The 21750-nt window shown below is 54.6% G+C and carries 17 protein-coding genes; 9 read left to right on the forward strand and 8 right to left on the reverse strand.

The genetic code is table 11. The features are described from left to right. The 5 genes from G7Y51_RS09465 to G7Y51_RS13580 form a co-directional block, all read left to right on the forward strand. The coding region (locus G7Y51_RS09465; RefSeq protein WP_165176874.1) for a hypothetical protein at positions 1-204 on the forward strand (204 nt) is incomplete at its 5' end. Then, positions 201-2345 carry a type I DNA topoisomerase gene (gene topA, locus G7Y51_RS09470; protein ID WP_165176876.1) on the forward strand — a complete coding sequence of 715 codons (2145 nt, stop codon included), beginning with the start codon at positions 201-203 and terminating at the stop codon, positions 2343-2345. The genes G7Y51_RS09465 and topA, both read left to right, overlap by 4 nt. Before the next feature lie 11 nt (positions 2346-2356). Further along, positions 2357-3238 (forward strand): recombination-associated protein RdgC, encoded by an 882-nt coding sequence (gene rdgC / locus G7Y51_RS09475; protein ID WP_165176878.1) that lies wholly within the window; start codon positions 2357-2359, stop codon positions 3236-3238. Between the two features lie 49 nt (positions 3239-3287). Continuing rightward, the gene (locus G7Y51_RS09480) at positions 3288-3839 is read left to right on the forward strand and encodes a phage tail protein (protein ID WP_165176880.1); all 552 of its coding nucleotides are present in this window, start codon (positions 3288-3290) and stop codon (positions 3837-3839) included. A 135-nt stretch (positions 3840-3974) separates the two neighbouring features. After that, the gene (locus tag G7Y51_RS13580; RefSeq protein ID WP_206214302.1) at positions 3975-4211 is read left to right on the forward strand and encodes a hypothetical protein; all 237 of its coding nucleotides are present in this window, start codon (positions 3975-3977) and stop codon (positions 4209-4211) included. Between the two features lie 1385 nt (positions 4212-5596). On the opposite strand, the gene G7Y51_RS09485 is transcribed toward G7Y51_RS13580, so the two are convergent. Together G7Y51_RS09485 and G7Y51_RS09490 are read right to left on the reverse strand one after the other, a co-directional pair. Then, positions 5597-6013 (reverse strand): antirestriction protein, encoded by a 417-nt coding sequence (locus G7Y51_RS09485; RefSeq protein ID WP_165176882.1) that lies wholly within the window; start codon positions 6011-6013, stop codon positions 5597-5599. A gap of 272 nt (positions 6014-6285) precedes the next feature. Continuing rightward, a complete protein-coding gene (locus G7Y51_RS09490) occupies positions 6286-7380 on the reverse strand; it encodes a site-specific integrase (RefSeq protein ID WP_165176884.1) in 1095 nt (364 codons plus the stop codon). A gap of 132 nt (positions 7381-7512) precedes the next feature. On the opposite strand from G7Y51_RS09490, the gene G7Y51_RS09495 reads away from it, so the two are divergent. The 4 genes from G7Y51_RS09495 to G7Y51_RS09510 all read left to right on the forward strand — a co-directional run bounded on the left by G7Y51_RS09495 (position 7513) and on the right by G7Y51_RS09510 (position 9520). Next, a complete protein-coding gene (locus G7Y51_RS09495) occupies positions 7513-8268 on the forward strand; it encodes a ParA family protein (RefSeq protein ID WP_165176886.1) in 756 nt (251 codons plus the stop codon). A 42-nt stretch (positions 8269-8310) separates the two neighbouring features. Further along, positions 8311-8601 carry a hypothetical protein gene (locus G7Y51_RS09500; RefSeq protein WP_165176888.1) on the forward strand — a complete coding sequence of 97 codons (291 nt, stop codon included), beginning with the start codon at positions 8311-8313 and terminating at the stop codon, positions 8599-8601. Between the two features lie 144 nt (positions 8602-8745). Further along, positions 8746-8988 carry a hypothetical protein gene (locus G7Y51_RS09505; protein WP_165073199.1) on the forward strand — a complete coding sequence of 81 codons (243 nt, stop codon included), beginning with the start codon at positions 8746-8748 and terminating at the stop codon, positions 8986-8988. After that, complete coding sequence (locus G7Y51_RS09510; protein ID WP_165176890.1) at positions 8963-9520, forward strand: hypothetical protein; 558 nt, start codon at positions 8963-8965, stop codon at positions 9518-9520. The genes G7Y51_RS09505 and G7Y51_RS09510 overlap by 26 nt, the downstream gene beginning before the upstream one ends. Before the next feature lie 58 nt (positions 9521-9578). Here G7Y51_RS09510 and traI read toward each other — a convergent pair whose 3' ends face one another. The 6 genes from traI to G7Y51_RS09545 form a co-directional block, all read right to left on the reverse strand. Beyond that, positions 9579-11423, reverse strand: a complete 1845-nt coding sequence (gene traI / locus G7Y51_RS09515; protein WP_346773697.1) for a TraI/MobA(P) family conjugative relaxase — start codon at positions 11421-11423, stop codon at positions 9579-9581. Beyond that, positions 11420-11749, reverse strand: coding sequence for a conjugal transfer protein TraJ (locus G7Y51_RS09525; RefSeq protein ID WP_165068959.1), 330 nt, complete (start codon positions 11747-11749; stop codon positions 11420-11422). Before G7Y51_RS09525 ends, traI begins: the two co-directional genes overlap by 4 nt. Before the next feature lies 1 nt (position 11750). Next, entirely contained in the window at positions 11751-12629 is an 879-nt protein-coding gene (locus G7Y51_RS09530) for a Rha family transcriptional regulator (RefSeq protein WP_165176894.1), read from the reverse strand. Positions 12630-12926: 297 nt separating this feature from the next. After that, the gene (locus tag G7Y51_RS09535) at positions 12927-13823 is read right to left on the reverse strand and encodes a site-specific integrase (RefSeq protein ID WP_165176896.1); all 897 of its coding nucleotides are present in this window, start codon (positions 13821-13823) and stop codon (positions 12927-12929) included. A 405-nt stretch (positions 13824-14228) separates the two neighbouring features. Next, positions 14229-15467: a hypothetical protein gene (locus tag G7Y51_RS09540; protein WP_165176898.1), complete on the reverse strand. Its 1239-nt coding sequence runs from the start codon at positions 15465-15467 to the stop codon at positions 14229-14231. Further along, positions 15464-21334 carry an AAA family ATPase gene (locus G7Y51_RS09545; protein WP_165176900.1) on the reverse strand — a complete coding sequence of 1957 codons (5871 nt, stop codon included), beginning with the start codon at positions 21332-21334 and terminating at the stop codon, positions 15464-15466. The genes G7Y51_RS09540 and G7Y51_RS09545 overlap by 4 nt, the downstream gene beginning before the upstream one ends. Positions 21335-21750: the final 416 nt, after the last annotated feature.

Consider the following 21750-nt stretch of genomic DNA (forward strand, 5'->3'; position numbering starts at 1 on the left):
GCTTACAATGTGGGAGTGGAGAAAGCCAGACTGGCGGCTCGGAAAGTCAACGGCACGGTCAGGGTGCCCACGTTCACCGACAGGGAAAAGGCCCAGGGCCTGACAGACTTCAATGATCTGCACCAGGCGCGCGGCCTTGAGGCCGTCCAGCGCCAGGTCGGCAGGGATTGCGCCAGGGATCATGGCAAGGAGCTGTGCCGATGAAACTGCTGATTGTGGAAAGCCCCGGCAAGATCAAAAAGCTGCAAGGCATCCTGGGCGCGGAATGGCGCGTCGCCGCCAGTTGCGGCCATGTCCGCGACCTGCCGAATCAGGGCTATGGCCTGGAGCCGCCGGATTTCACGCTCCGCTATACGGAAACCAAGCCGGACGTGCTGAAGAAGCTCGGGACGCTGGTCAGGGATGCGGAGGAAGTCTTTCTGGCATCGGATCCGGATCGTGAAGGGGAAGGGATCGCCTGGCATCTGAAAGACGCCCTCGGGCTGAAGGCCTATAAGCGTGTGACCTATACGGCCATCACTCCCCGGGATGTCCAGGCCGGGCTGGACAGTCCGCGCGACATTGACATGAATCTCGTCCACGCCCAGGAAGCGCGGCGGGCATTGGATCGCCTTTGCGGCTACAAGGTTTCCGGGCCGTTGTGCCGGGCGGTACGGGAGGAGAAAATGTCCGCCGGGCGCGTGCAAAGTCCGGCCGTGCGGCTGGTGGTGGAGCGGGAGCGGGCTATCCGGTCCTTTGTCTCCACCACGCATTTTGGCGTGGAATTGATCTTTGAGGCTGTTGAAAACATTTCCGACGGTTGGAAAGCGTGCTGGCTGCCCAGGGAAGGCTGGCTGGCAGATGGTCAGGAATATTTCCTGGACAAGGCCGTAGCCGAAAAAATCGCGGCCCTGCGGACCCTGGATATTCTCTCCTGCGAGGAAAAAGAAAGCCGGGCGGCCCCGCCCGCGCCTTTCACCACGTCTTCCCTGCAACAGGCGGCGAGCAATGCGCTGAAGTTCAAGCCCAGGGACACGATGGCCATTGCGCAAAAGCTCTATGAGGCCGGACATATCACCTATATGCGGACGGATTCCCCGAACCTGAGTGAGACGGCCATTGCTGAAATCCGAGCCTGCGCTGACTCCAACGGCTGGCCGTTGCCGGAGAAACCCCGGACGTGGAAAAGCAAGGCCGGAGCCCAGGAAGCGCATGAAGCTATCCGGCCAACGCACGTCGAGGTCGAAAGCGCCGGGGATACTCCCCAGGAAAAAGCCTTGTATGCCCTGATACGTATCCGGACCCTGGCCAGCCAGCTCGCGGATGCCGTTTTTGACGTGCGCGTGGCCCGGCTTGCCAGCGACGTGGACGGCAAAAAGGCCGTGTTTGAGGCCAAAGGCCGGACGCTCAGAGAACAGGGCTGGAAAGTGGTCATGGCTGCGGACGCTTCCCTGGCCGACGCGGAAGAGGCGGAGCCCGACAACGCCGTGCCGGATCTCAAGGCCGGATGCCAGGCTACGGCTGTCCAGGGCGCAGTGAAGATGAAAAAAACAAAGCCCGCCCCCCGTTTTTCCGAGGCCTCGCTGATCCGTGAGATGGAAAAGCGCGGCATCGGCCGTCCGGCCACCTATGCCGCCATCATGGAGAACATTGCCGCGCGCGCCTATGTGAAGGAGGAAAAAGCTTTCCTCGTGCCCACGCCGCGCGGGGAAAAGCTGGTGGACGCTCTGGCGGGCGCATTCGGCTTTCTGGATCTGGATTTTACCAGCCACATGGAAGAACGGCTCGACGATGTGGCCAACGGCAACGTCAGTTATGTGCAATGCGTGGGCGCGTTCCATGCCCAGCTCATGGAAGAGCTGGGCCGGTTCGTCCAGGCGTATGCCGTCCCTTGCCCGGCCTGCGGGAACCGGGAGCAGTTCCGGCATGTTTACTCCAGGGAAAAAGGCTGGAATTTCTGGGGCTGCAAGGCCTGCGGGGCCATTTTTGCCGATGACAACGGTCGGCCGGGCCTCAGACAAGAAAAGGGAGCTGCGGAACTGACGGATTTTTTATGCGAGAAGTGCGGCAAGCCCCTGCAACACCTTCAGGGCACGAAAAAAGACGGCTCCGGCCAATATGACTTTTTTGCCTGCTCGGACAAGGCGTGCGGCGCAAAGTACGACAATGTGGACGGCAGGCCCGTAATCCGCAAGGCTCCGGCGCTGTCTGAACATACATGCAAAAAATGCGGCAAGCCTCTGGTGCCCCGGCCCACAAAAAACGGCGGCGTGTGGTTCGGCTGCTCGGGCTTCCCCATGTGCAAGGCCCGCTATTGGGCCAAGGACGACGGCAGCCCTGATTACGACAATCCCCCCAAACACTGAAAGGAGGAACAATGTCCGGTTTCATGAGCTCCACCACGGCAATGAAAATTTTCGAGGCTCAGGCCAAAAAGCCGGATCCCGAGAAGCTGAGGGAACATGCCTTTTCGCCCGCGCCCGGCCCTGACGGCAAGCGTGTGGGCTGGGTCGGCCTCACTGATCCGCTTGACCTTGATTTCAGCTTCGGCATGGACTTCGGCCGCTTTCTGGCCTTTTCCCTGCGGATCGACGAACGCAAGCCCTCCAGCGCCACTATCAAAATACGTCTGGCGGAAGCTCTCAAGGAGGAAGCCGCCGCCAATGGCGGCAAAGTCTCAGGCAAGCGGAAGAAGGAGTTGAAAGAGGCGATCACGTCCACGGTGACTTCCAAGGCCGATTTCATTCCGTCCCTGACGGATTGCATCTGGGATTTGGAGGCGCAGCGCCTCTATGTCTCCACGGCTTCGGAAGGCGTGCTGGCCATCCTGCTGGAGCTGTTTCACAAAACCTTCGGCATTACCCCCACGCCGTTGTTGCCCAAAGCGGATATGGCGGCGGTTTTCGACAGAGCGTTCCGTGAAAACATCCCCGTGGACGGGAGCGCCGAGGTCAGCGCCAACGGCTGCTCCGTGACTCTGGCCACGCCGGAGCAACAGGAAGACAAGGCGCATGTGGTTGTGGTCAACAACCAGGGCGCAGTGGCCACGGCTCTGCAAGAGGGCCTGCGGATCACCAAAATGGCGTTGCTGGCAGTGGACGGCGAACAGGAACTTGCTTTCTCCCTTGCTGATGATCTGACAGTTTCCGGCCTGAAACTGCCCAAGGGAGAAAAGGGCGATGACGCCGTGGCCACGTTCCTGCTGAAGGCGGATGCCTGCGCATGTGTGGCCAACGCCGTGGAGTGCATGGGTAACTAACGTACGTCCGGGGCTGGCTGACCAGCCCCTTTCTCCTGGGAGATTTCAAATGCAAAGATTTCGTTCCTTCCCGCTGTTCCTTTGGCTCTTTCTGCTCTTCCTGTCGGCCCAGGCGGCCCACGGCGCAGACGCCACAAGCTTTGATCCCACAAAGGTGGCAGTAACGGCCCAAGGCTCGGGCGGCGTCCCGGTCGGGACCATCATTGCATGGCCAGTTGCGACGAACCCGGAAGATATGAGTAACTGGCTGGAATGTAACGGACAAAGCATCTCGCGGTCAGTTTTCCCGGAACTGTTTGCGGTTATGGGTGCGAAGGTCCCGGACTTGAGGGGATATTTTCTGAGAGGTTACGGGGGAAAGAGTGGTACTCTGGGAGTCCAGCAGGACGCAGAAAAGCCTAGGCACACGCATCCCGTTGGTAAAGTTGTGAACGGCACGGGCTATCACGGGGGAGGATACGGAGCGTTTCTCGATTATTCACACTCAGGGGACTTCAGGAAGTACGGAGTGAAATACTCTGGGGCCGCTGAGTATGAGCAAGCTACAGAGAATCGCCCCATAAACAAAGCTGTACGCTATCTTATTCGCGCACGTCCCTAAATGAGTTTTTGGACCTAATGCGCCTTCCCGGAACTGTTTGCGCTTGTGGGCGGCACTGTGCCGGATCTGAGGGGACTTTTTTTGCGGGGGCATGGGGGAAATTCCGCAGGGCTGGGAGCGCATCAGGGTCACGCCATGCGTGATATTTCCGCGTCGGGTAGTATCAGTGTCGGGTTTGGCGGTTATCTGAACGGAAGCGGCATTTTTAAGCCTCTAGGAAGCCATAAAGTCACAGTCATCCGGGGATCGTGGGACAACAATTGGAGAAGCACCAATTATGGCCTTGATCTTTCTGCCGGTGGAGTTCCCGTGGCCAATGAAGTGCGCCCCGATAACCAGGCCGTCCGCTATCTCATCAGGGCTATGCCTTAACGTGCCCGGATCAGGTAGCGCACAGCCCGGTTTACCGGACGGATTTCGCTATCGACTGGAGTAACACGCGAGGCGTAGAAATTGGCTCCGCGTTTAGCCCAGTCCCCTCCTGCTGGCGGATGCACGCCTGAATCCCAGGGGCTGCCGTAGTACATGGCCCCCTGGGTGCTTGTTCCCCAACCAGGTGCGATCAGTTCAGGAAAACGCCCCCAAATCTCCCGGATCGCATCACCCTGAACCTGGCCAAGTTCCGCACTGTTGTGCGTCACGGTGCCATAATGCGTTGACGTATGGGAGCCGTGACCACGCAAAAAAAGTCCGCGTAAATCGGGAACTCGTCCGCCCACAACCGCAAACAGTTCCGGGAACGCGCGCGCCGGTCTGAAAAGCGTTGTGGCGCGTGGAAGATCTGGATATAAGGAACGGGCACGGCTACCCTCTGGCCTGAGCGTCGGCACGGCGCAAACGGAAAAGGAGGGTATCGGCCATGCTGCGAGTTGTTTTCGCCGCGATCATCGCGCTGGTACTGGTCCTGCTTCTAGTCTCCACGGCTAGATAACAGTTGACCCCGAACCATCGCGAGTGGTTCGGGGTCGAAAAGGCTTGTCACACTGGTAGCCGTGCACGGGGGCGCAAACCGCGCCGTGCCAGCCCCGGTTCCTGTTGACGCAGGGGCCGGGGTTCCCTTTTTAGATAACCCCTTCATGCCTGATTGGCAAGTATCAGGGCCGGGCTCGGATCAGGTAGCGCACGGCCATATTTACAGGCCTGTTTTCTTCTGCGGTTGGTACGACACGGCTGGATGAAAAAGTCAGGTTGGTAAAATAACTACCTCCATACGATCCTGCCGCTCTGTCTGAGTGGATGTGTCGCTCAAAGACTCCTGATGCTGCTACACCCTTTGGCGTAGCTGCTCCTTGAACATTAGACAGCCCTCCGCTAATTGGACGTGAACTGTCTCCTTGGACTTCTCCTAATATCCCGGAGCGGTGTGTGGTGGACGTTATGCCTACAGTGGAGCCATTATTCTGAGCATGGCTTTGTGCACCGTATCCCCTGAGAAACAGCCCCCTCAGATCCGGCACGCTTCCGCCCACAAGCGCAAACAGTTCCGGGAACGCGCCCTGCGCCCCTAAACAAGGCGCAGGGCCGGGCAGCGATACAATCACAGGAATCACCCTGCTGATTCACGAATTGTTTATATCGGTAATACCCATACTTCCTCTTTTCCTTGTTATCCAAGAGAAGTATGCATTCTGGAAGCTCTCCTTCAAAGATTTCCATGTATTTATACTGCACAATATAATTATATTGTGCAGTATAATTTTCTTAAAAAGACCTGCTTTTTGAGGCCTCCCCGGTCTCCCAGAGAGGCCATGCCCTCTTTAGTCGATGGCCGCAAATATCTTTTGCGCGGATTTACTGCCACAGTAGCTGATATATTCCCATAGCCATTCATAATGATCACAAAGTCGCTCGCTCTGGTACTTCGCAGATACAAAGCTGAAAGCGAACAGGCAGGCCGTAACTCCAGCTTCTTTGGATGTCATGGCGTCTTTGTAGCCGTTGGGACTGACAAGATTATAAAATCTTTCTCCTGCTGGAGACATGTAAAAGCCCCCATTGCTCAGCTCGTAATAGCTCCACATTCCCCCGCTGTATTCCAGGCACAAATGGCGCATGTAGGCGTATACCGCCATCTCAACGACGGTAGTGCGAAACCCGAAATGACGGATGATGGCATCCAGCATCTTTTCGGAAGGAATGAGGGATTCTGTGACAACGGTGATTTCCTGACTCATGGCAACTTCTCCTTTTGGAGTAGCCCAGCCTTTTTCGAGCTGGGGGAAAGGGTTTTGCCGAAAGCGGGCCCTTTCCCCCTGCTCGATAATGGGCGTAGCCCTATGAGAAGATAAAAAACGCCACGGGTCTGCTTCCGTGACGGAACGCCAGCCAGCGGCGGCTGTGACTGCGGAAGCGAGTACGCAAGCGCACGGAGCTGCACAAGGGAACAGCCGCCGCTGGTCAGTTCCGGCGCGGAAGATGCGCCTGCGGCGCACCCGGAAGCGTTTTCTTACATCCCCGGCAGCCGCTTCGCGCGGGCAGCTCCGGCCAGGCCCAGGATGTCGGGCGCGGCTTCCACAGCCGCACGCTTCTGGTTGTCCTGGACATGCTGATAGGTATTGAGGATCATCGAGGCGTCAACATGCCCCATAAGGCTGGCCACACTGCCGATGTCGGCACTGCCGGCCAGGGCATATGTGGCAAAAGCGTGGCGAAGATCATAGGGCCGAATACGGCGCTTGATGTTCGCCCGCTCCAGGGCCGTGTGCCAGGCCCGGCATATGCTGCGTACCGGGCGGCCGCCCCAGGAGATGACATGCCGGATGCCCAGCGCCGCGTCATGACGCTGCCATGCTTGCAGGATCCGGAGCAGGTCGCTGCGGATGGGTATGTCCCGGCCGTCTTCCAGATGGTTTTTCCGGGCGCTTGGCATGCGCAACATTGCCGTGCCCAAGTCCACGTCCCGCCACTCCAGGCGAAAAAGTTCACTGGGGCCGATGCGCGGCCCGGCGCATAAGCCCAGAATGACGACGCGCTGCACATGCGGAGCGGCCACCTCCAGGATCGCTCTGGCTTCTTTGGCCGTAGGCGGTGCAATGCGTTGCGCGCGGGCACGGGGAAGCCGCAGATCATGCAGCGGATTTGCCGGCAGCAGTCCGTTTCGCACTGCCCAATTCAGGGCGGCGCGGAGAATGCTCACACGGCGATTGACGGTGATCTGGGCAATGCCCCGCAACTGTTGCGCCTCGGAAAAATTGAGCATGTCTTGCCGGCTGATCTGACTGGCCAGGCGATGGCCAAATGCGTAAATAATCTGGCCGGCATGATACCGGGCCTGCCGAATCGTGAGCGGATTCGTGTGGGCCAGCCTGAAATAGCTATCCAGCAGGTCTTTCACATTGATCCGGCTCCGGCCGGCTGTCTGCTTACGGGCTTTGCGCAGCAAGGCCCGCTCCCTGGCCGCAATTTCCGCCTGTGCCGCCTCAAAGGCCATTGCCGCAGCTTCATCGGCAAAACTCTGCGTATGCTTTTTCCCGGTCCACGGGTTTCGCCAGGTGACGACCCACTGCTTCTTCTTGCGGAACTGATGAAATTGAATGCCCATACATCCTCCTTGAATTATGGGCAGTATTTATCTCGAAAAAATATATTTACATATTCAATTTTTTATGTAAAAAAATATCAATTATTAAAAATAAAAATATAATAATTTTTTTACATAAAAAAGGAGTGAGGCATGTATGTATGCGCTGTGGCCAACCAAAAGGGTGGCGTTGGTAAAACAACGACAGCCCACAATCTTGGCATGGTTCTGGGCCGAAAAAAGAAGGTGTTGCTGATAGATTTGGACGCTCAAAGCAATCTGACGGATGCCTGCGGCTTTGTTCAATCGGATCTGCATGGCTCGGCCTATGAGGTGCTTGGCGGCAGTAAAGGACTTGAGGATGCCGTTCTTTCGCTGGAGAGGGGAATAGATCTGCTGCCCGCCTCCAGGGATTTGGCTGTGGCGGAGCTGGCCTTCGCCTCAAAGCTGGGGCGTGAGAATCTTCTGAAAAAAGCTCTGAAAGACGCGGCCTATGATTTCGCCATCATTGATTGTCCTCCAAGCCTTGGGCTTTTGACTGTCAATGCCCTTACCGCCGCCGACGGGGTTTTGATACCTGTACAGGCGGAATATTATGCCCTGGCCGGTCTTGATCTGATCCGGGAGACGATGCAAGGGGTCATTGAAAATCTCAATCCCCGGCTCCATACTCTGGGGATTCTGCTCACATTCTTTGACGGGCGTAAGTCGCTCAACCGCGACGTGGCCGCCGGTCTGCAAGATCGCTGGGGGAACCTGGTTTTCAAAACGGCCATCCGGGACAATGTGGCGCTGGCAGAAGCGCCCAGCAATGGGCAGAACATTTTTGACTACCGCAGACAGAGCTATGGCGCTCAGGATTACGCGGCACTTGCCAGGGAGTTCATGCTCAGGGTAAGAAAACAGTAGTTATTTTTTTACATAAAAAAATATTACCATAAGGATATAAAAATGGGTCTTGGCGACAGAGGAAAACGACGGATAAAAATTGATGCTTCGCCCAGGGCAGACGATCTGTTTAAACCGACGGAAGCGCGGGCGGAAGTCGTCCAACCAGAGAACACGGCAAAGAAAATAGGCAGGCCCAGGGGAGGGCCGGTGAAGGCCAAGACATTCACTCTTCCCTTGGAGCTGAATCAGCGCCTGCGCCGCTTTGCTTTTGAACATGAATGCAAGGAAGTGGATGTGGTTAGGGCGGCTCTGGAAGCTTACCTGGCCAGGCATGAGGGGAAAACACAATAAAAATGTAACTATTTTTCACTATAAAAATTTTTTTATTCTGAAAAATAGTTCCATTAAAAAATATTGTTTAAACGGGCGCTTGTGGGACTTGGAACCTTCGCATATATTCGTTGGAGTAAAAGTTTTCTACGTCTGGAGGAAGCCATGCAGGAACCGAATTTGAAACATTTTTCGGAAGAGGAAAGAAAATTAGTCGTGCAGCAGGTTATGGCGCTCATTGATGAAGGAAAGGATGATGAGGCTGATGCCCTCCACCGTACATTGCCTTTGCCTGCTGAATATCTCCAAACACTTAAAGAGTGCATGGGCCTTGAAGCGCTTATAGAAAAAGGCGTAAACCTTTCCACTGCGGTAGAAAAATATGGCAAAAACTGGCTCGCCTCTTGAGTTTGCCCACCGATTGGATATGGCGGATGATATTTTAGCAAGTATTAGAGAATCTAAACCGGGATTGCGACTCTCAAAAGAATTGCAAAAGGCTGCTTCTGAAATGGGCCTTGCGCTGAAAGCCAAGGATTTTGATACATTGCTGGCGATGGAAAAAATTGCGGTTCAGCGTGACTTCAGTGTGTATGGAACAGAGTTGGCCCAAAAATCGGAAAACGGCCACAAGCAAATTATGGAGCGGTGGCGGATTGTCAGCAACCCCAGGACAGCCAGGGAAGATTTCCAGGCTACCTATGCTCCGGAAAATCTGCCCAAGGCCCGTATCATGGATACGGTCATGGAAAGCCTGATCAAAACGCAATGCAGACGTTTATCCGATTACGCCAAAGGCAATGCCACGCCGGCAGAAAAACTCTATTTTTCTCGGCGGCAAGAATGCCTGAAGGCTGTGTACAAGGAACACATGCTGCATCTTTCCCGCGCTCTGGGACAGGACCAGGAAAAAGGCAAGGACAGAGCGTTGTCACGCTGAGTTTCCAGTGACGAAATAAGACGGCTAGCCAATAGGCAAGGCCGTCTTGCTTTTCGTGCTACCGCTCCGGCCCTTGGTTCTGTCCCCGGCTTTGTTCTTGCTGGCGCGGCCGCTGCACGGCGGCAGGCCGCTCAAAGACATTCCGCCCTTTCCGCTCAAAAATCTTCTGGCCATTGGCCAAAATGTACACACTCTCCCCTGAATCCCGATCCTGGGTGCGGCTCTTTACGCCCCACTTGGCGGCCATGTAGGCCAGGGCCGTTTCCCTGGCCGCAGGGCTGAAGCTGATGCTGCGCCCTGTGTCGCAGATTTTCCCGCCGTCAGGCAGTGTGTAGATCACGCTGCCGTGCTTGCTGATTCTGGCCGTGGCCCCGCTGGCCACGCTCTGCATCAGGGCCACGCCCACAAGACGATTTTTTGCCCTGGCCGATAAAACGGCGTTCTCCAGAATCACGGTCTTGTGGGCCAGATAGGCCGCGCGGGCCTGCACGCGCTCCTGTTCCTGGGAAATTGCAGGCAGATCCGGCGCGACTTCCTCTTTTCTGGAGCGCAGCACGGCCAGAGCGGTTTCGTCGCCTTGCCCGGCTTTCTGCCGCAAAAAATCCAGCCAGTTGCCCGCTCCCTGTTTCATCCGCGCGGCGTGGATCTCTTCGGCCTCATACTGGCGGGCCATTTTCATAAGATTTGCGCGGGTTCTGCGCGCAATGGGCCTGCGCTGCAATTCCCTCCGCTGCCGTTCCCATTTTTGGCGTATAGCTTCCAGGGCCGCTTTCTGCTCTTGGCGCTGCTCCTGGAACTCCTGCCAAAGCCGGTTTCGGTTCGGCGCTTTCTGAAGAGGATCCGCGCCATAGCGCCGCTCGCTGTCCGGCAGCTTTTCCCTGGGCGGCTGGAAGGCTCCGAAGCGGGCTTCCAGCTTCTTCAGGGACAAGTCCCGATGCGCGGCGCTGGCCTTGGCCGTGTGTCGGCCATGCCGGTTTTTGATCACCAGCCCGGCCCCGCGCGGCTTCAGCTCCAGGCCATGCCGGGCAAAAGCCTGATGCGCCTCTTCCCAGGAACGCGCATTTTCCAGGATGGTCAGAATGCTTTCGCCCTGGTCGCGGGCGTAGCCTTCAAAGGATTGCTGGCCAGAGTGCGCTTCCACGGCTGCGGCCTTCACGCCAAGCCCGCGCGCCTGGGCCGGATCGCGGCCGTTGTCCACAACCAGGCCGTATTCGCGTTCCAGCTCCCGGCACAGTTTGTCACGCTTGATGTAGTCCCGCCAGGGCTCCACGCGCGTCAGCTTTTCCGGGTGGATCAGGTTGTAGGCCACATGCATGTGCATGTTTTCGGTGTTCACATGCACGCCGCAATGCCGTTGATGCTCAGACAGACCCAAGGCCTGGGCAAAGCGATCCTCAATGGCCCTGAACGCTTCCGGCGTCAGCCTGCTTTCATCTTCCGGCCGAAAACTCACAATCAGGTGATAGGTTTTCTCCTGGCTGGTGCGTGTATTAAGCGCCTGGGTATCGGCCACTTCCTGCATGGCCAGCTCGTAATCATCCCCGGCCCAGCAACCGGCGCACCAGCTCATAAGGCATTTTTCAGGCTTTACATCTTCGGGAAAATCTGTGTCCCGTCGCACGCGCTCAGCGGCTCGTCGATCAGCGCGTGCATCAACAGACAGAAAACTCGCAACTCCTCTTTTTTGCCCTTGAGAATACGATGCCAGATTGCATTCGGACAGCCTGCGCAGGCGGTTTCCGGCAAGGCCTTGATCTGCTTCAAAGTGGCGCTGCGGATCGTAGTGCCGTTGTCCATCGCTCAGCTCCTGCTGCATGTCATGTTCACGCCCGGCGGCAATATACGTTGCCAGCCGGGCGTAGTTATCATTTTGGGGCGCACACGGAATGCGTTTGCTGATCATAATGCCCTGATCTTTGCCTTCAGATTGGCTTGAAGCTGGTCAATCTTGTGGAGCAGGCCATAAATCTGTTCCTTGTGGCCGCTGGTCAGGGCCTGCTTGAGCAGGCCGCCCAGCCGCCCCAGGTCGGCATTGACCTTGAGCAGTTCCCGCCTGGCCTGCTGGTCCTCCCGACTCTCAACCCGGAAGCCCAGGCACACGCGCCGGGCAAACTCCGACATGCTCAGCCCGGCCCGCTCGCTGGACTCCATGATAAGAGTGAACTCCCGGGGCGTCACATAGGCCTTGATCTGCTCCGTGCGTTTGGGCCTTTTCTCGGGAGACGACATATTACCAGTATTTCCATTTCAGGCTATGATTGGAGAAGCCGCTCCAGACCGCCAGAATCGCTTTGAACAGATCACGCTCCGTCCCAAGCTCGTCCAAACTGTCCACGCCGCAACGATTGAAAACGTAGGTACGAATCTCTGTTTCTTTATATTCTGATAAAGTATTCCAAAAGCTGATCATGCCCTGCAAGGTAAGGCGCAATTCATCGGTGGAGGCCATTACTTCCTGATGCTTGTCCTTTTTTACAAGGAAGAGAACTTCAAAGATCTGAACAATGGCTTCATGGAATTTGCCCTTGGGGAGTTCCGCAATATTTTCAATGTGCATTCGTTGGCAAAGCCGCTCAACGGCTTTTTCCCATGTATCCTTTTGGATCAGGGCTTCCAAGCGAAGAAGGCCGTTAAGCGCTGCCAGCTCGCTCTTTCCGATTTTTCTTCTGGGCCTGAAAAAACGGCTGGGATGTGGTTCTTCGGGCAAGGAAGGAGCCTCATCGTGGGCAAGTGAGGCGCTCTCTTCACCTCTCTGGATCAGCAATGCCCGTTCCATCGCGTTGAAGGCCTCCAGAAATTTCTCTTTCCAGGCCGCCGCCTTTTTGCCCGTGAAGCCCATTGCCAGGAACGCGAAGCCGTCGCGGCTCAGACGATAGGCGGGACGCAGTTCCCCCTTGGCATCCTTGTATTCAACGGGCTGAAAATTGAGCTGGTTAAACTGCGTAGAGCACTCCAGGTTTTGGATGCTCTGAAGCACGTTTTTATGCTCCTTCTCGAACGCCTGCGCCACGATCAGCGAGGTGGTGAACATCTTGCCGTCGTCAATCCGCACAATGTTTTCAATGGGTTGCGCGGTGACTTCCTGTCCATTGGCCTGACTGTCTTCCATGATGTTTTCCTGTCTCTAGCGTTGAGCCGAAGGCGAATAAGCAAGCCACCCCCGGCGTTGAGGGGGCAGGACGTAAAGTGGACCACTTGAAAAGTGGTACCACTTTACCTGTCCTGTCTTCTTCAATTCATCTCAACCTATAACAGACTTTTGCAATTTTACAACAGATTATGACAAATGTTATAAAATAGCATAGGATGTTATGAAATGCACAATGCTTTTTATAAGTTGTCATAGCCTGTGATTCTCCAGGTAGAGGATTTCACAAAATTTGAGCTGTTGGCACATTTGCGGCAATTAACTTAGGCTTTTACCTTGACAAGATGATCCTGCTCGGAGATAAGGCAACGAGGACACCGCGACTTGTCCTTGATCCGGTGCAAGGTGGGCATAGCGCATGGTCATTTTTATATCTTTGTGGCCAAGCAACTCGCCTACCATTGCGAGCGGCCAGCCTTTTTGAACTAGCCAAGATGCAAATGTGTGGCGTAGCGTATGAAAGCATACACGCTCTCTACGGTCTTTTACTCCAATATTAAACCCACACTTAGCAACTGCGCCGCGAAAGATTTTATAATGCCGAATAGCTAACGACCCATTAATATGAAATAGCGGATGCTGTGGCGTGGACAAAGTTATGTATTTATCCGCTACAGCGTATGCGGCATCATTAAGGGGCACAACACGGTTTAATGAGTTTTTTGTGTCGTAAATTTTGATCGTTTTGCTTGCCAAGTCTACTTGATACGACATCAAGGAATAAATTTCTCCAGCGCGTAAACCAGTTTGCAAGGCGAAGTCGGCTACATCATACCAAAGTTCAGATCGTGTTCTCAAAGTGTTCAAAAGTTGGCGGGCTTCAGATTCGGACAGAAAGCGCAAACGCCGATTGTCAAATTTCGGCATTCGGAAGACGGGAATGGGACCGGCATAGAATTCCCATTCCACGGCTCGGCGAAGTATACGACGTAGCAAAGAGAGGCAGTGGTAAACGGTTTGCGGACTGAGGCCCTTTTGCTCCAGCATCTTCCTTAGCTGCATAATTTGCAGGTTTTTGATGCTCGTTAAGGGCACGGAAGCAAGAAAAGGGGCAATATGGTGTTGCCAACGACCCGTTTCTGTTGTTATCTCCTTTTCAGTTAGGGACGAGAGAACGAGTTGATCGTAATAGCCAAACGCTTCTTTCAGATCCATGTGATCCCCCTTTTAGGTGTAGGGATCGTTTCAAAGCTGGGAAAAATTTAGAGGCTAGAATGGACATCGGCCTTTCACGCCGTCGACAGGGGTTCAAATCCCCTTGGGGACGCCAAAAGAAATCAAAGGGTTACATGAAAATGTAGCCCTTTTTTCGTATGTGGGGCAAATCTGCCCCACGCTCTGCCCCACAGATTTTGAAAGATTTATGGGTACTTCGTTACCTGACTGACTGTCGATACCTCTCCCCAAGTTTTGATACCTTCATGATGCGGCCCCTTTTCGATTGAGTTCGTTTAACAACAAAACTCAAATCGGGTTAAGGGGTCACTTCTATTTTTCAGAAAGTGCGAAACTTTCCTTACGCTACCGCGAGGGGCACAGTATCCACATTTTGGTACAGAATTACCTCTTTTCAAGAATCTCCTCGTAGGAGGTGAGCGCATCGTCGATGGTTTGGCGCGAGAGCATCTTGATGTGGGCGATATCGTTCCTGAGTTGGCGCCATCGCTTCACGGCAGAATGGAGGACGTGAGGGATGCTTTTACCTTTTTCGTGGTACAGGTAACCGAGCAATGCGTAAAAGGGGCCTATCTCATCGCGGGCAGACTCCAGATTCTTGTCTTTCGGTATCAAGTCTTCCAGGTGGCCTCCCCAGTATTCCTCCACCTTGTTCCAGAGCAGGGTATGGGCTTCTTGAACCAAAGGCAGAAAGAACTGCATCTGCCCTTGAACAATAAGCCTCTCCAGCTTGTCTTTGTAGCCTGCTGCGAGCAGGGCCGCCGGGTGCAGGGTGATGTCACCCTGGAAGGTCAGATCGAGTATGCCCTTATGCCATAGTTTTGCAGCCAAGCCCTGCGGCAGGGCATTCAGGGTGAGCTTGTATCTGGAATCATCGAGTTCTTCGAGGAATGCTTTGACCAGATTTCCGTTTTCCTCTGTATTGAGTTCATGCTCGGACAGAACGACCATAAGATCGTCCATGTCCTGCGGGGCGTTACGGTATACCATTTCCACGAGGTCAGGGTCGCTCCTGGAAATTCCCTTGCACAGCGGGTAGAGCCACCAATAGTCGAGAGTCTTTTTTTTCGTCTCAAGACCGAAAGAATTCCGAAACGCATCTTCGATGGCATATTCTACATCGGAATTATGCAGGCGGCCCCACCAGGGGAATACCTTCAAGCCGATATCCTGCGAAGGGATTTTCCTGTCGGCTGGCGCGATGACCAGCATATTCCAGAGTAGGGTCTCGGCATTGTCTCTGCAGTTCTTGGCGTGTGCCATCAGGTCGTTTATCAGAAACTCAAAGAATTCCTTTTCGATGAATAAGGGCTGGTCAGGCAGCGTCACAATCAGTGTGCTCGCTCCCATCAGCAATTTTTTCTTCAGGTCGGCCAACGAGGATGCTTCGCTGTCGGAGAACAGAGGAGCCAGAGCGTCTCTGAGGAGGGGGGCGTTTTCGAGCTGATGCAATTGGATATAATAGTCCCCTCTCGTGCTTTTGCAATAGGAAATAAGTTCCTCTTGAAAAGTTGGGATGAGGCGGCTGGGCATGCTCACTATGCAATGATCTTGCAGTGTATCGAGAGTTTCGCAGACCTCCTTCATAAATAGCGCGGGGTGAGGGCACTGCCAGAGGATCATGAGATTCCTCCACATATCGCGTTAGCGGCAATGCTGTCGAGCACCAGACCTTGTGTGGTTTCGCGGAGCACATGCAGACTCTTGAGTACATCAATGCAGCGCTGAAAGTCTTCAAGGAGCATCCCTCTAGGAAGGTCGATGAGTGAGGTGAGAACTTCTTCAGGGCATGCTTCGCCTTCGAGCTCAAGGAGTTTTTTCACCTCAAGGAGTTTTTTCACGACAGGCAGGACTTCAGGGGAGGTCGGCACGAAGTCTCCCGGAGTAAGGTTGCCAGGATCGGGCATCTTCTGGCGGAATTCCAGTACGGGGCTTATCAGACAGTGCCATCCTCCGGTATCCCTTATCATGGCATCGGCATGGCATCCGGGGAGCGTTTTCTCCTTGCACCAGTAATCTACGCTGTTTTCTGTCCAAAGGCAGAGAGGCATCTGATAGCTGGAGAAGTTGTCAGCCAATCCCCGCTTCATGAGTTCATAAAGACATTCGGGGTCAACAATGCAGACGATTTTGACATACTTCTTATCAGTGCGAAGATGACCGAGCCAGTCTTCCGCCTCCTTCATGAACGCAGGAACGTGAGGAAATTCGGAGGAAGAAATGGTAGCGATGAGACCTCCTTCGTGGATACTGTCATAGGAAGCGCGCAGGGACTTCATGGCTTCAAGCACAGACATTCCTGAAAGTGCGGCGTACTTCATCTTGCCCCAGTAGATAGATTCTGCCTTACCCGCTATGAACTTGAGGGCAGCAGGAATCTTTTCCAGTCCGAGGGCGTTAGATCCGGATATCCAGCAAAGACGGTTGGCCTTGTCGGCAAGCAGGTTATACTGCGAGGCCACGAGCACGCTGGCTTCACCCATACGCAGTTCATCGGGGTCGGCCACGGGCTGATAGGGCTGCTTGTAGTACTGCTCAAGCTTGAGCAATACGTTCTCCTGACCGCCGAGCAATTCTGCGATGTTGGGGGTACGCAGACGATAGCTGCCGCCGAGGGAAATGATGAGGCCAAGTCCTTCCATTTCGTGCAGGAGGCTTTGCAAGGTAGTTATATCGCCTCCGCTACCAGCGAATGCTGCGGGCCAGTAGCTGCGAAGTTCTCTCTGCAGCTGGCTGGTAGAGATCTTTTCCCCCTGCAGAATCGCCATGGCATAGCCGATGACGAGATAGCGCGTATCAAGAGCCAAAGTCATGGTGAAGCAATCGCGTATGCGGGTCTTCAGGTCCTGCGACTCGTAGACCATGAGCATGGTGCTTCTGTTGATGACGTGAACGGGCTCGCGGGAGGGAAGTCTGTTGATGCCCTTCACGAGCTCACTGCAGAACATCTGTATGATCTTGGGCTGGTAGTTGCAGTAGTTGAGAGCCATCTGCACCAGCTGATGAGTCTCGAATTTCAATCCCAGAAACTGCATGGGTCTGGTCATCAGGTCGTAGGCAGCATCGGTGGAAAGGGGACCTATGCAGAGATTGGGGCCGAAGTGATACAGAGGGCTGTTGGGTTCGAGACTGAAGCGCTGAACGGAGTGCAGGCCGGTGAACACCACCTTGAAGTTGCGGGTCGTGTCCTGCATAAGGTTGCGCAGTACCTCCACGTCCGGGAATTTCTCAAGAGCATCTTTGTCGAGCGCTCTGTCACATTCATCGAGGAGAACGAGCACACGTCTGCCGCTTTTCTCATCAAGCCACCTCTTGACGTTGGTATTGAAAGTCTTGCGCGTAGTGTTGCTGTTCACCACTCCGGCGTTGACGCAGTTGCGGATAACAACATCGAGTATGGACGAGTCCTGTACGGTCATGGTGTACTTGATAACCTTGACCCCGGTGCTCTTCTCGAGGTTATGCTCCTGATAGATTTGCTCGAGCAGAGCGCTCTTGCCGAGCTGACGGCCTCCGTAGATGATGCACGAACCTTCTCTATTGAAAACGCTGAACTTATCGTTTTCTCTGCCGAAGAACATCTCGCGGGGCACGGCCCCTGCCACATCCGGCGTATAAGGGTTGTAGGGAGAGCCAGCAAGAGCCACTTCAAAGAGTTTTTCCGTGCGGGTGGCTTCATCCTGTGAGGCGAGGAAGTGGAAGAGGTTTTCGTCGATCACCAGAGGAAAGACAGGCCATTTCTTGTGAGAAAGGCGTAGCATTTCCTTCCTTGCCTCATGCGAGAGAGCATTGCAGCAGACTATGGTGAGAGCTTCGCCTGCCTGTATGCGTCCGCTGGTGACAAGGGTGCTGATATTCGTAGGGGTGACGTTCCAGCCAAAGGCTATGATGTGCTGTCCTCGGGCACCGCTTCCCCATTGGGGGAGCGGGCTGTTAATGGTCATGCTATAGCGTATCACTATCCAGTGATTGGGGCGTCCATCAGTAAATACCTCTTCGGACTGGGCCTCAGAGGAGAGAACGAAACCCAACCGGCGCTGAAAGTCGGTGGTCACGCCGAGGAATTTGCTTTTGTTGTTCTTGATGCTGTTGGGGCTGAAGCTGCAGAGCTTCTGCCAGAGTTTGGCGAGCTCCTTATCGGCCGTGGAGATCCAGTAGTTCTCCGGCTTACCGTAGAAGTCGCTCGCGGCAAGCTCGGAGGAGCTCTTGGCGTTAAGCTTGGGTAGCTCTCCTTGCTGGAGCAGGTAGTTTTCCAGCCTGGCGATATTGTCCCACGCGGCGCTGAAGATGCGATTTCTGGCGACATCTTCCTTGAGATCCTTGAGGAAGGACAGGGCGTTTTCGGACGAAGCGGATTTTTCCTGCAGTTCTTCGATGCGGATGTTCATGGCTTCGAGACTGCTCTTATCCCAATTCTGCAGTTCCACATATAGCGCTCTCAGCTCTCGAATGCCGAGGGCTTTGTCGGGGGTGTCGCTGTAGCGGGCGACTATCTCGCTGATCTGTCCATTGAGCTGGCTCTGCTGGTCGTACACGATAGCGCCGCGGAAGTAGCACTCGCCAAGGTATTCCTTCAGCTTGTCCAGTTCCCGTTCAAAGGCTTCCTGCCACAGCTTCCGGCTGGCGTCCATGACTTCATCAAGGGAGAAGGGCATTGCGTTTGCCAGCATGGGGGCCTGGCTTTTCAGCAGGTCGCAAGAGAGAGTGGCGTCCTGTATGTTGGGAAAGAGCTCTATGAAGTCCCGAACCTGAGATATTCTGCCGAAAGCCGTGTGTACGGCAAGGCTGGATGCCACGGCCCCGTCATCATCGAAGTGGCGGACGTGCAGAGCCTCGGCGAGGGAAGGAAACTTGAAAGTGTTTTCGCTTTCCGGCTCGGAGCAGGGGAGGCGCAGAGGCCAAAGCTCCAGTTCCCTGGCGGGAGAAATGGCGTCAAGGGAAGTGCGGCTGTGCAGATCCTCCATAGTCTGAATGAACCACTGCCCTTCGGGACAGTTTTCAAGCTGGGCTTTCTGACGGACAATGATGGAGTTGAGTTTTTCCAGCTGATTCTCTGCAAAAGAGGACTCGTCCTTATCTTCCGAATTATAGAAAAAGTACCACTTCTTGCCGAGTTCTATGGCTATCCTAATATCTTTTATGATACTTTCACGCGCTTTGGCTTCGATCTTGGCCGGGACGAGGCTCTGGATGTGGCGTTCGTCCTGGTAGCGCTGCAGCGCGTTCTGTATGCCGTTCAGCTCCCTGGTCGTGCATGCAGAAAGAAGCTTGCCGATGGCTCCTTCCTTTTTGAAGAGGCGCTGTTTCGTTTGGGTGGCAGGCTGATAGCTGGTCTTTCCCTTGGTTGCATGCGCTATAAGTTTCTCGGTCTCCTTCTTGAGAAGGGTTTCATGATAGGCTCTTCTTTGATGGGTACTCTCGGAAAGAAGCACGTCTTCAAGGGGACTGCCACTGCGTACGACAGTGCAGAGTCCGTCCATGAAAGATTTGAGGCCGTAGCTCTCGCTGAGGCTGGAAGAGAGGGAGCTCGCGATGGTGAGCATGATCATTGGCGGTTCGGTCATCATCAGCGCGGGGCGGAGTATGGCAGCGGACAAGAGAATTTTCTGCTTTTCGCCCAGATTTTCCATATTCTCGGAGGCGAAATCACACAGATCAGCTATCTCGGGATTGAGGCTGACAGTCCTGGACTGGTAATGCGTGCCGAGATGTATGAATTTGGCCAGCCATGCAGGGAAGGGGGAAGCTTCGCCAAGAGTCTTGGCCAGCCAGTAGAGGGCACAGCTGTCCTTTTTGACGATGAGCTGACGCACGAGATCGGCTGGATCGACATCCTCAAGAGTGGGCAGGGTGAGGGGGGTACCCGCAATGATTCCCTTGATGCCTTCCGTCAATGGGTCGCCGGATCTGCTGTCGAGCATTGCTTCCGATTCGGGCCATACAACCTCCTGCTGGGTGGGCGCGGAGATCGTGGCAGCCAGTGGACTGTCCGTGATGGCTGATGACTGGGGGGCTGGTTTGGGAACCTCCCGTACGGGAGGGACGCTGATTATCGTGGGCGCGACGAAATTTGCCGTGTCGGACGCGAACATTTGGGTGTCAATATCATCGGAAGAAAGCGGAAGTGTTTCGGCGTCAGACTCAAGTTCCTCATCTGTCTCGGCCTCGGAAGCGTTCTCCTGCTCGGGGCCAGCTGCAGGCTCAAGCTCGTCATCCACAGTTGCTTCGAGAGAGTGATCAATCTCCTGTCCTGGTTCGTCTTCGGACTCAGGTGTTGATTCTGGGGCGTCTTCAGGCTTGAGGGACGTAATACTTGCGTGTTCTGGTGCGCGTTCCGAATCGGAGACGGGCTCAGACGCCAGTTCCGATTCGGCTTCAGTCCCTGCAGCAGTCTCCTCAGCGGTCTCCAGAGAATAGATCTTCTTTTTAAGCTTTGTGAGCAGGCTGCCGGAATACGGAAAGTCGGGGAAGTGCTCGCAGATTTGGTCGACGTCGATTTCCAGTTCTCCGCGGATAGCCGGGAAAATGACCGAAAGCAGAGGGGATTCTTCTCTTGTAAGATTGCCATTTTCGAGGGCGGCGACCTCTTCTTCTGCCAGCATCTGGTCGCGCTGCATCAGCGGTGGGATAATGCGATTAAGGAGAGTTCGCAGAGTGTTGGCATCAAACTTGGGAGATAGCTTTTTCAGGCAGGCTTGGAAGAGCTCCTCCCGTACACTATCCATATGGCGCTGCAGGACGAGGGCGAGTTTCATGCCCGAAGAGGAAAGGCACTCCGAGAGCCGGGGCAGCTCCTCGATTTCCGTCATTCGGGTCAGACTTTCCCGCAGCTTCCTCATGCGGTTCAGGAAGGTTCGGTGGATGCGGCGCATTTCCAGCAGGTGTCTGTCGGCATCGACGACGTGCTCCAAGCTGTCCACAGTCTGCCCAGCGAAGTCCTCGCGGGCTTTATTGTAGCTTTTTACATATGATTTTATATCTAGATTAAAATCTTCCAAATTCCTTAGCGCCAGAGCGAAGGGGATGTGAGGCTCCAGCCTTTCCATAAGGAGACACTCTTTCTGTTCGCTGTCAAGAGCCTCAGCGAGTTCTTGCTCAGAGGGAAAAGTTTCCTCGGGCATGGACAGGGCAAGGCCTATGTTGCGCAGGAGCAACAGAGTGACCCAAGGCTCATGGGAGTCTTCATCCAACTTGGAATACTCTTTGTACAAGAAGCTTCGACAGGCGTCCGCAGGGAACGTGGGAGGGATATTTTTGTTTGTCCTCAAGTCCTTGTAAAGCGTTGAGCTTATCTCGCCGCGACTTCGGCATTTCTTAAGCTGTCTCGCTATGGAGGCATCGTGTCGGGCGACTTCCGTCAAGACGTCATCATGGAGAAGGGCCCTGAGGATGTCTTTGTCCTTTTTCTTCCAGAGTATGCCGGAGGATTTGCTCACGCAGTAGGAGTCTATTTGCCTGAGAATGGAATTTTTTGGCGACGTGCTGTTCATGGCGCCCTCGCTCGTGAAGAACCTTTTTCGGTATGGAAATTATTTTCACGTTAGCCCAGCACGTAAATCAAGTAAACACTTTGGATGCAGCCAAGACAAAATCACTTAATTCTGCCGCAGAAATGCGGGGGGTCGGATGAGATCAAAGACAAAGCCCGGAATCATGTCCATCGTTTCGATGGATCAATTTTTTGGGGGGCAAGGTATTTGCGGATGGAGGAAGAGATGTGGCTTACAGGCATTACCCCTGCTCCACTCTTGAATGGGCATACTTCTGCCAGTAGGCCTCTGCCAGACTCGAAGTTCATCAAAGAATGTGCGCAAAAATTCTGAACACTACCTGGGTACGCTCATTATGAATGAAGTACATTAGGTATGGTGATAGTTTGAGAATCCATGTATAATTTTGTGAAATT

The sequence above is a fragment of the Desulfovibrio sp. ZJ369 genome (genome assembly GCF_011039085.1).
In the GTDB taxonomy this organism is placed as follows: Bacteria; Desulfobacterota; Desulfovibrionia; order Desulfovibrionales; family Desulfovibrionaceae; genus Desulfovibrio.

Excerpts from the sequence above, each read along its gene's own strand:
- topA (WP_165176876.1), top strand. The coding sequence starts at position 201 with ATGAAACTGCTGATTGTGGAAAGCCCCGGCAAGATCAAAAAGCTGCAA.
- rdgC (WP_165176878.1), top strand. The coding sequence starts at position 2,357 with ATGTCCGGTTTCATGAGCTCCACCACGGCAATGAAAATTTTCGAGGCT.
- G7Y51_RS09480 (WP_165176880.1), top strand. The coding sequence starts at position 3,288 with ATGCAAAGATTTCGTTCCTTCCCGCTGTTCCTTTGGCTCTTTCTGCTC.
- G7Y51_RS13580 (WP_206214302.1), top strand. The coding sequence starts at position 3,975 with ATGCGTGATATTTCCGCGTCGGGTAGTATCAGTGTCGGGTTTGGCGGT.
- G7Y51_RS09485 (WP_165176882.1), bottom strand. The coding sequence starts at position 6,013 with ATGAGTCAGGAAATCACCGTTGTCACAGAATCCCTCATTCCTTCCGAA.
- G7Y51_RS09490 (WP_165176884.1), bottom strand. The coding sequence starts at position 7,380 with ATGGGCATTCAATTTCATCAGTTCCGCAAGAAGAAGCAGTGGGTCGTC.
- G7Y51_RS09495 (WP_165176886.1), top strand. The coding sequence starts at position 7,513 with ATGTATGTATGCGCTGTGGCCAACCAAAAGGGTGGCGTTGGTAAAACA.
- G7Y51_RS09500 (WP_165176888.1), top strand. The coding sequence starts at position 8,311 with ATGGGTCTTGGCGACAGAGGAAAACGACGGATAAAAATTGATGCTTCG.
- G7Y51_RS09505 (WP_165073199.1), top strand. The coding sequence starts at position 8,746 with ATGCAGGAACCGAATTTGAAACATTTTTCGGAAGAGGAAAGAAAATTA.
- G7Y51_RS09510 (WP_165176890.1), top strand. The coding sequence starts at position 8,963 with ATGGCAAAAACTGGCTCGCCTCTTGAGTTTGCCCACCGATTGGATATG.
- traI (WP_346773697.1), bottom strand. The coding sequence starts at position 11,423 with ATGATCAGCAAACGCATTCCGTGTGCGCCCCAAAATGATAACTACGCC.
- G7Y51_RS09525 (WP_165068959.1), bottom strand. The coding sequence starts at position 11,749 with ATGTCGTCTCCCGAGAAAAGGCCCAAACGCACGGAGCAGATCAAGGCC.
- G7Y51_RS09530 (WP_165176894.1), bottom strand. The coding sequence starts at position 12,629 with ATGGAAGACAGTCAGGCCAATGGACAGGAAGTCACCGCGCAACCCATT.
- G7Y51_RS09535 (WP_165176896.1), bottom strand. The coding sequence starts at position 13,823 with ATGGATCTGAAAGAAGCGTTTGGCTATTACGATCAACTCGTTCTCTCG.
- G7Y51_RS09540 (WP_165176898.1), bottom strand. The coding sequence starts at position 15,467 with ATGATCCTCTGGCAGTGCCCTCACCCCGCGCTATTTATGAAGGAGGTC.
- G7Y51_RS09545 (WP_165176900.1), bottom strand. The coding sequence starts at position 21,334 with ATGAACAGCACGTCGCCAAAAAATTCCATTCTCAGGCAAATAGACTCC.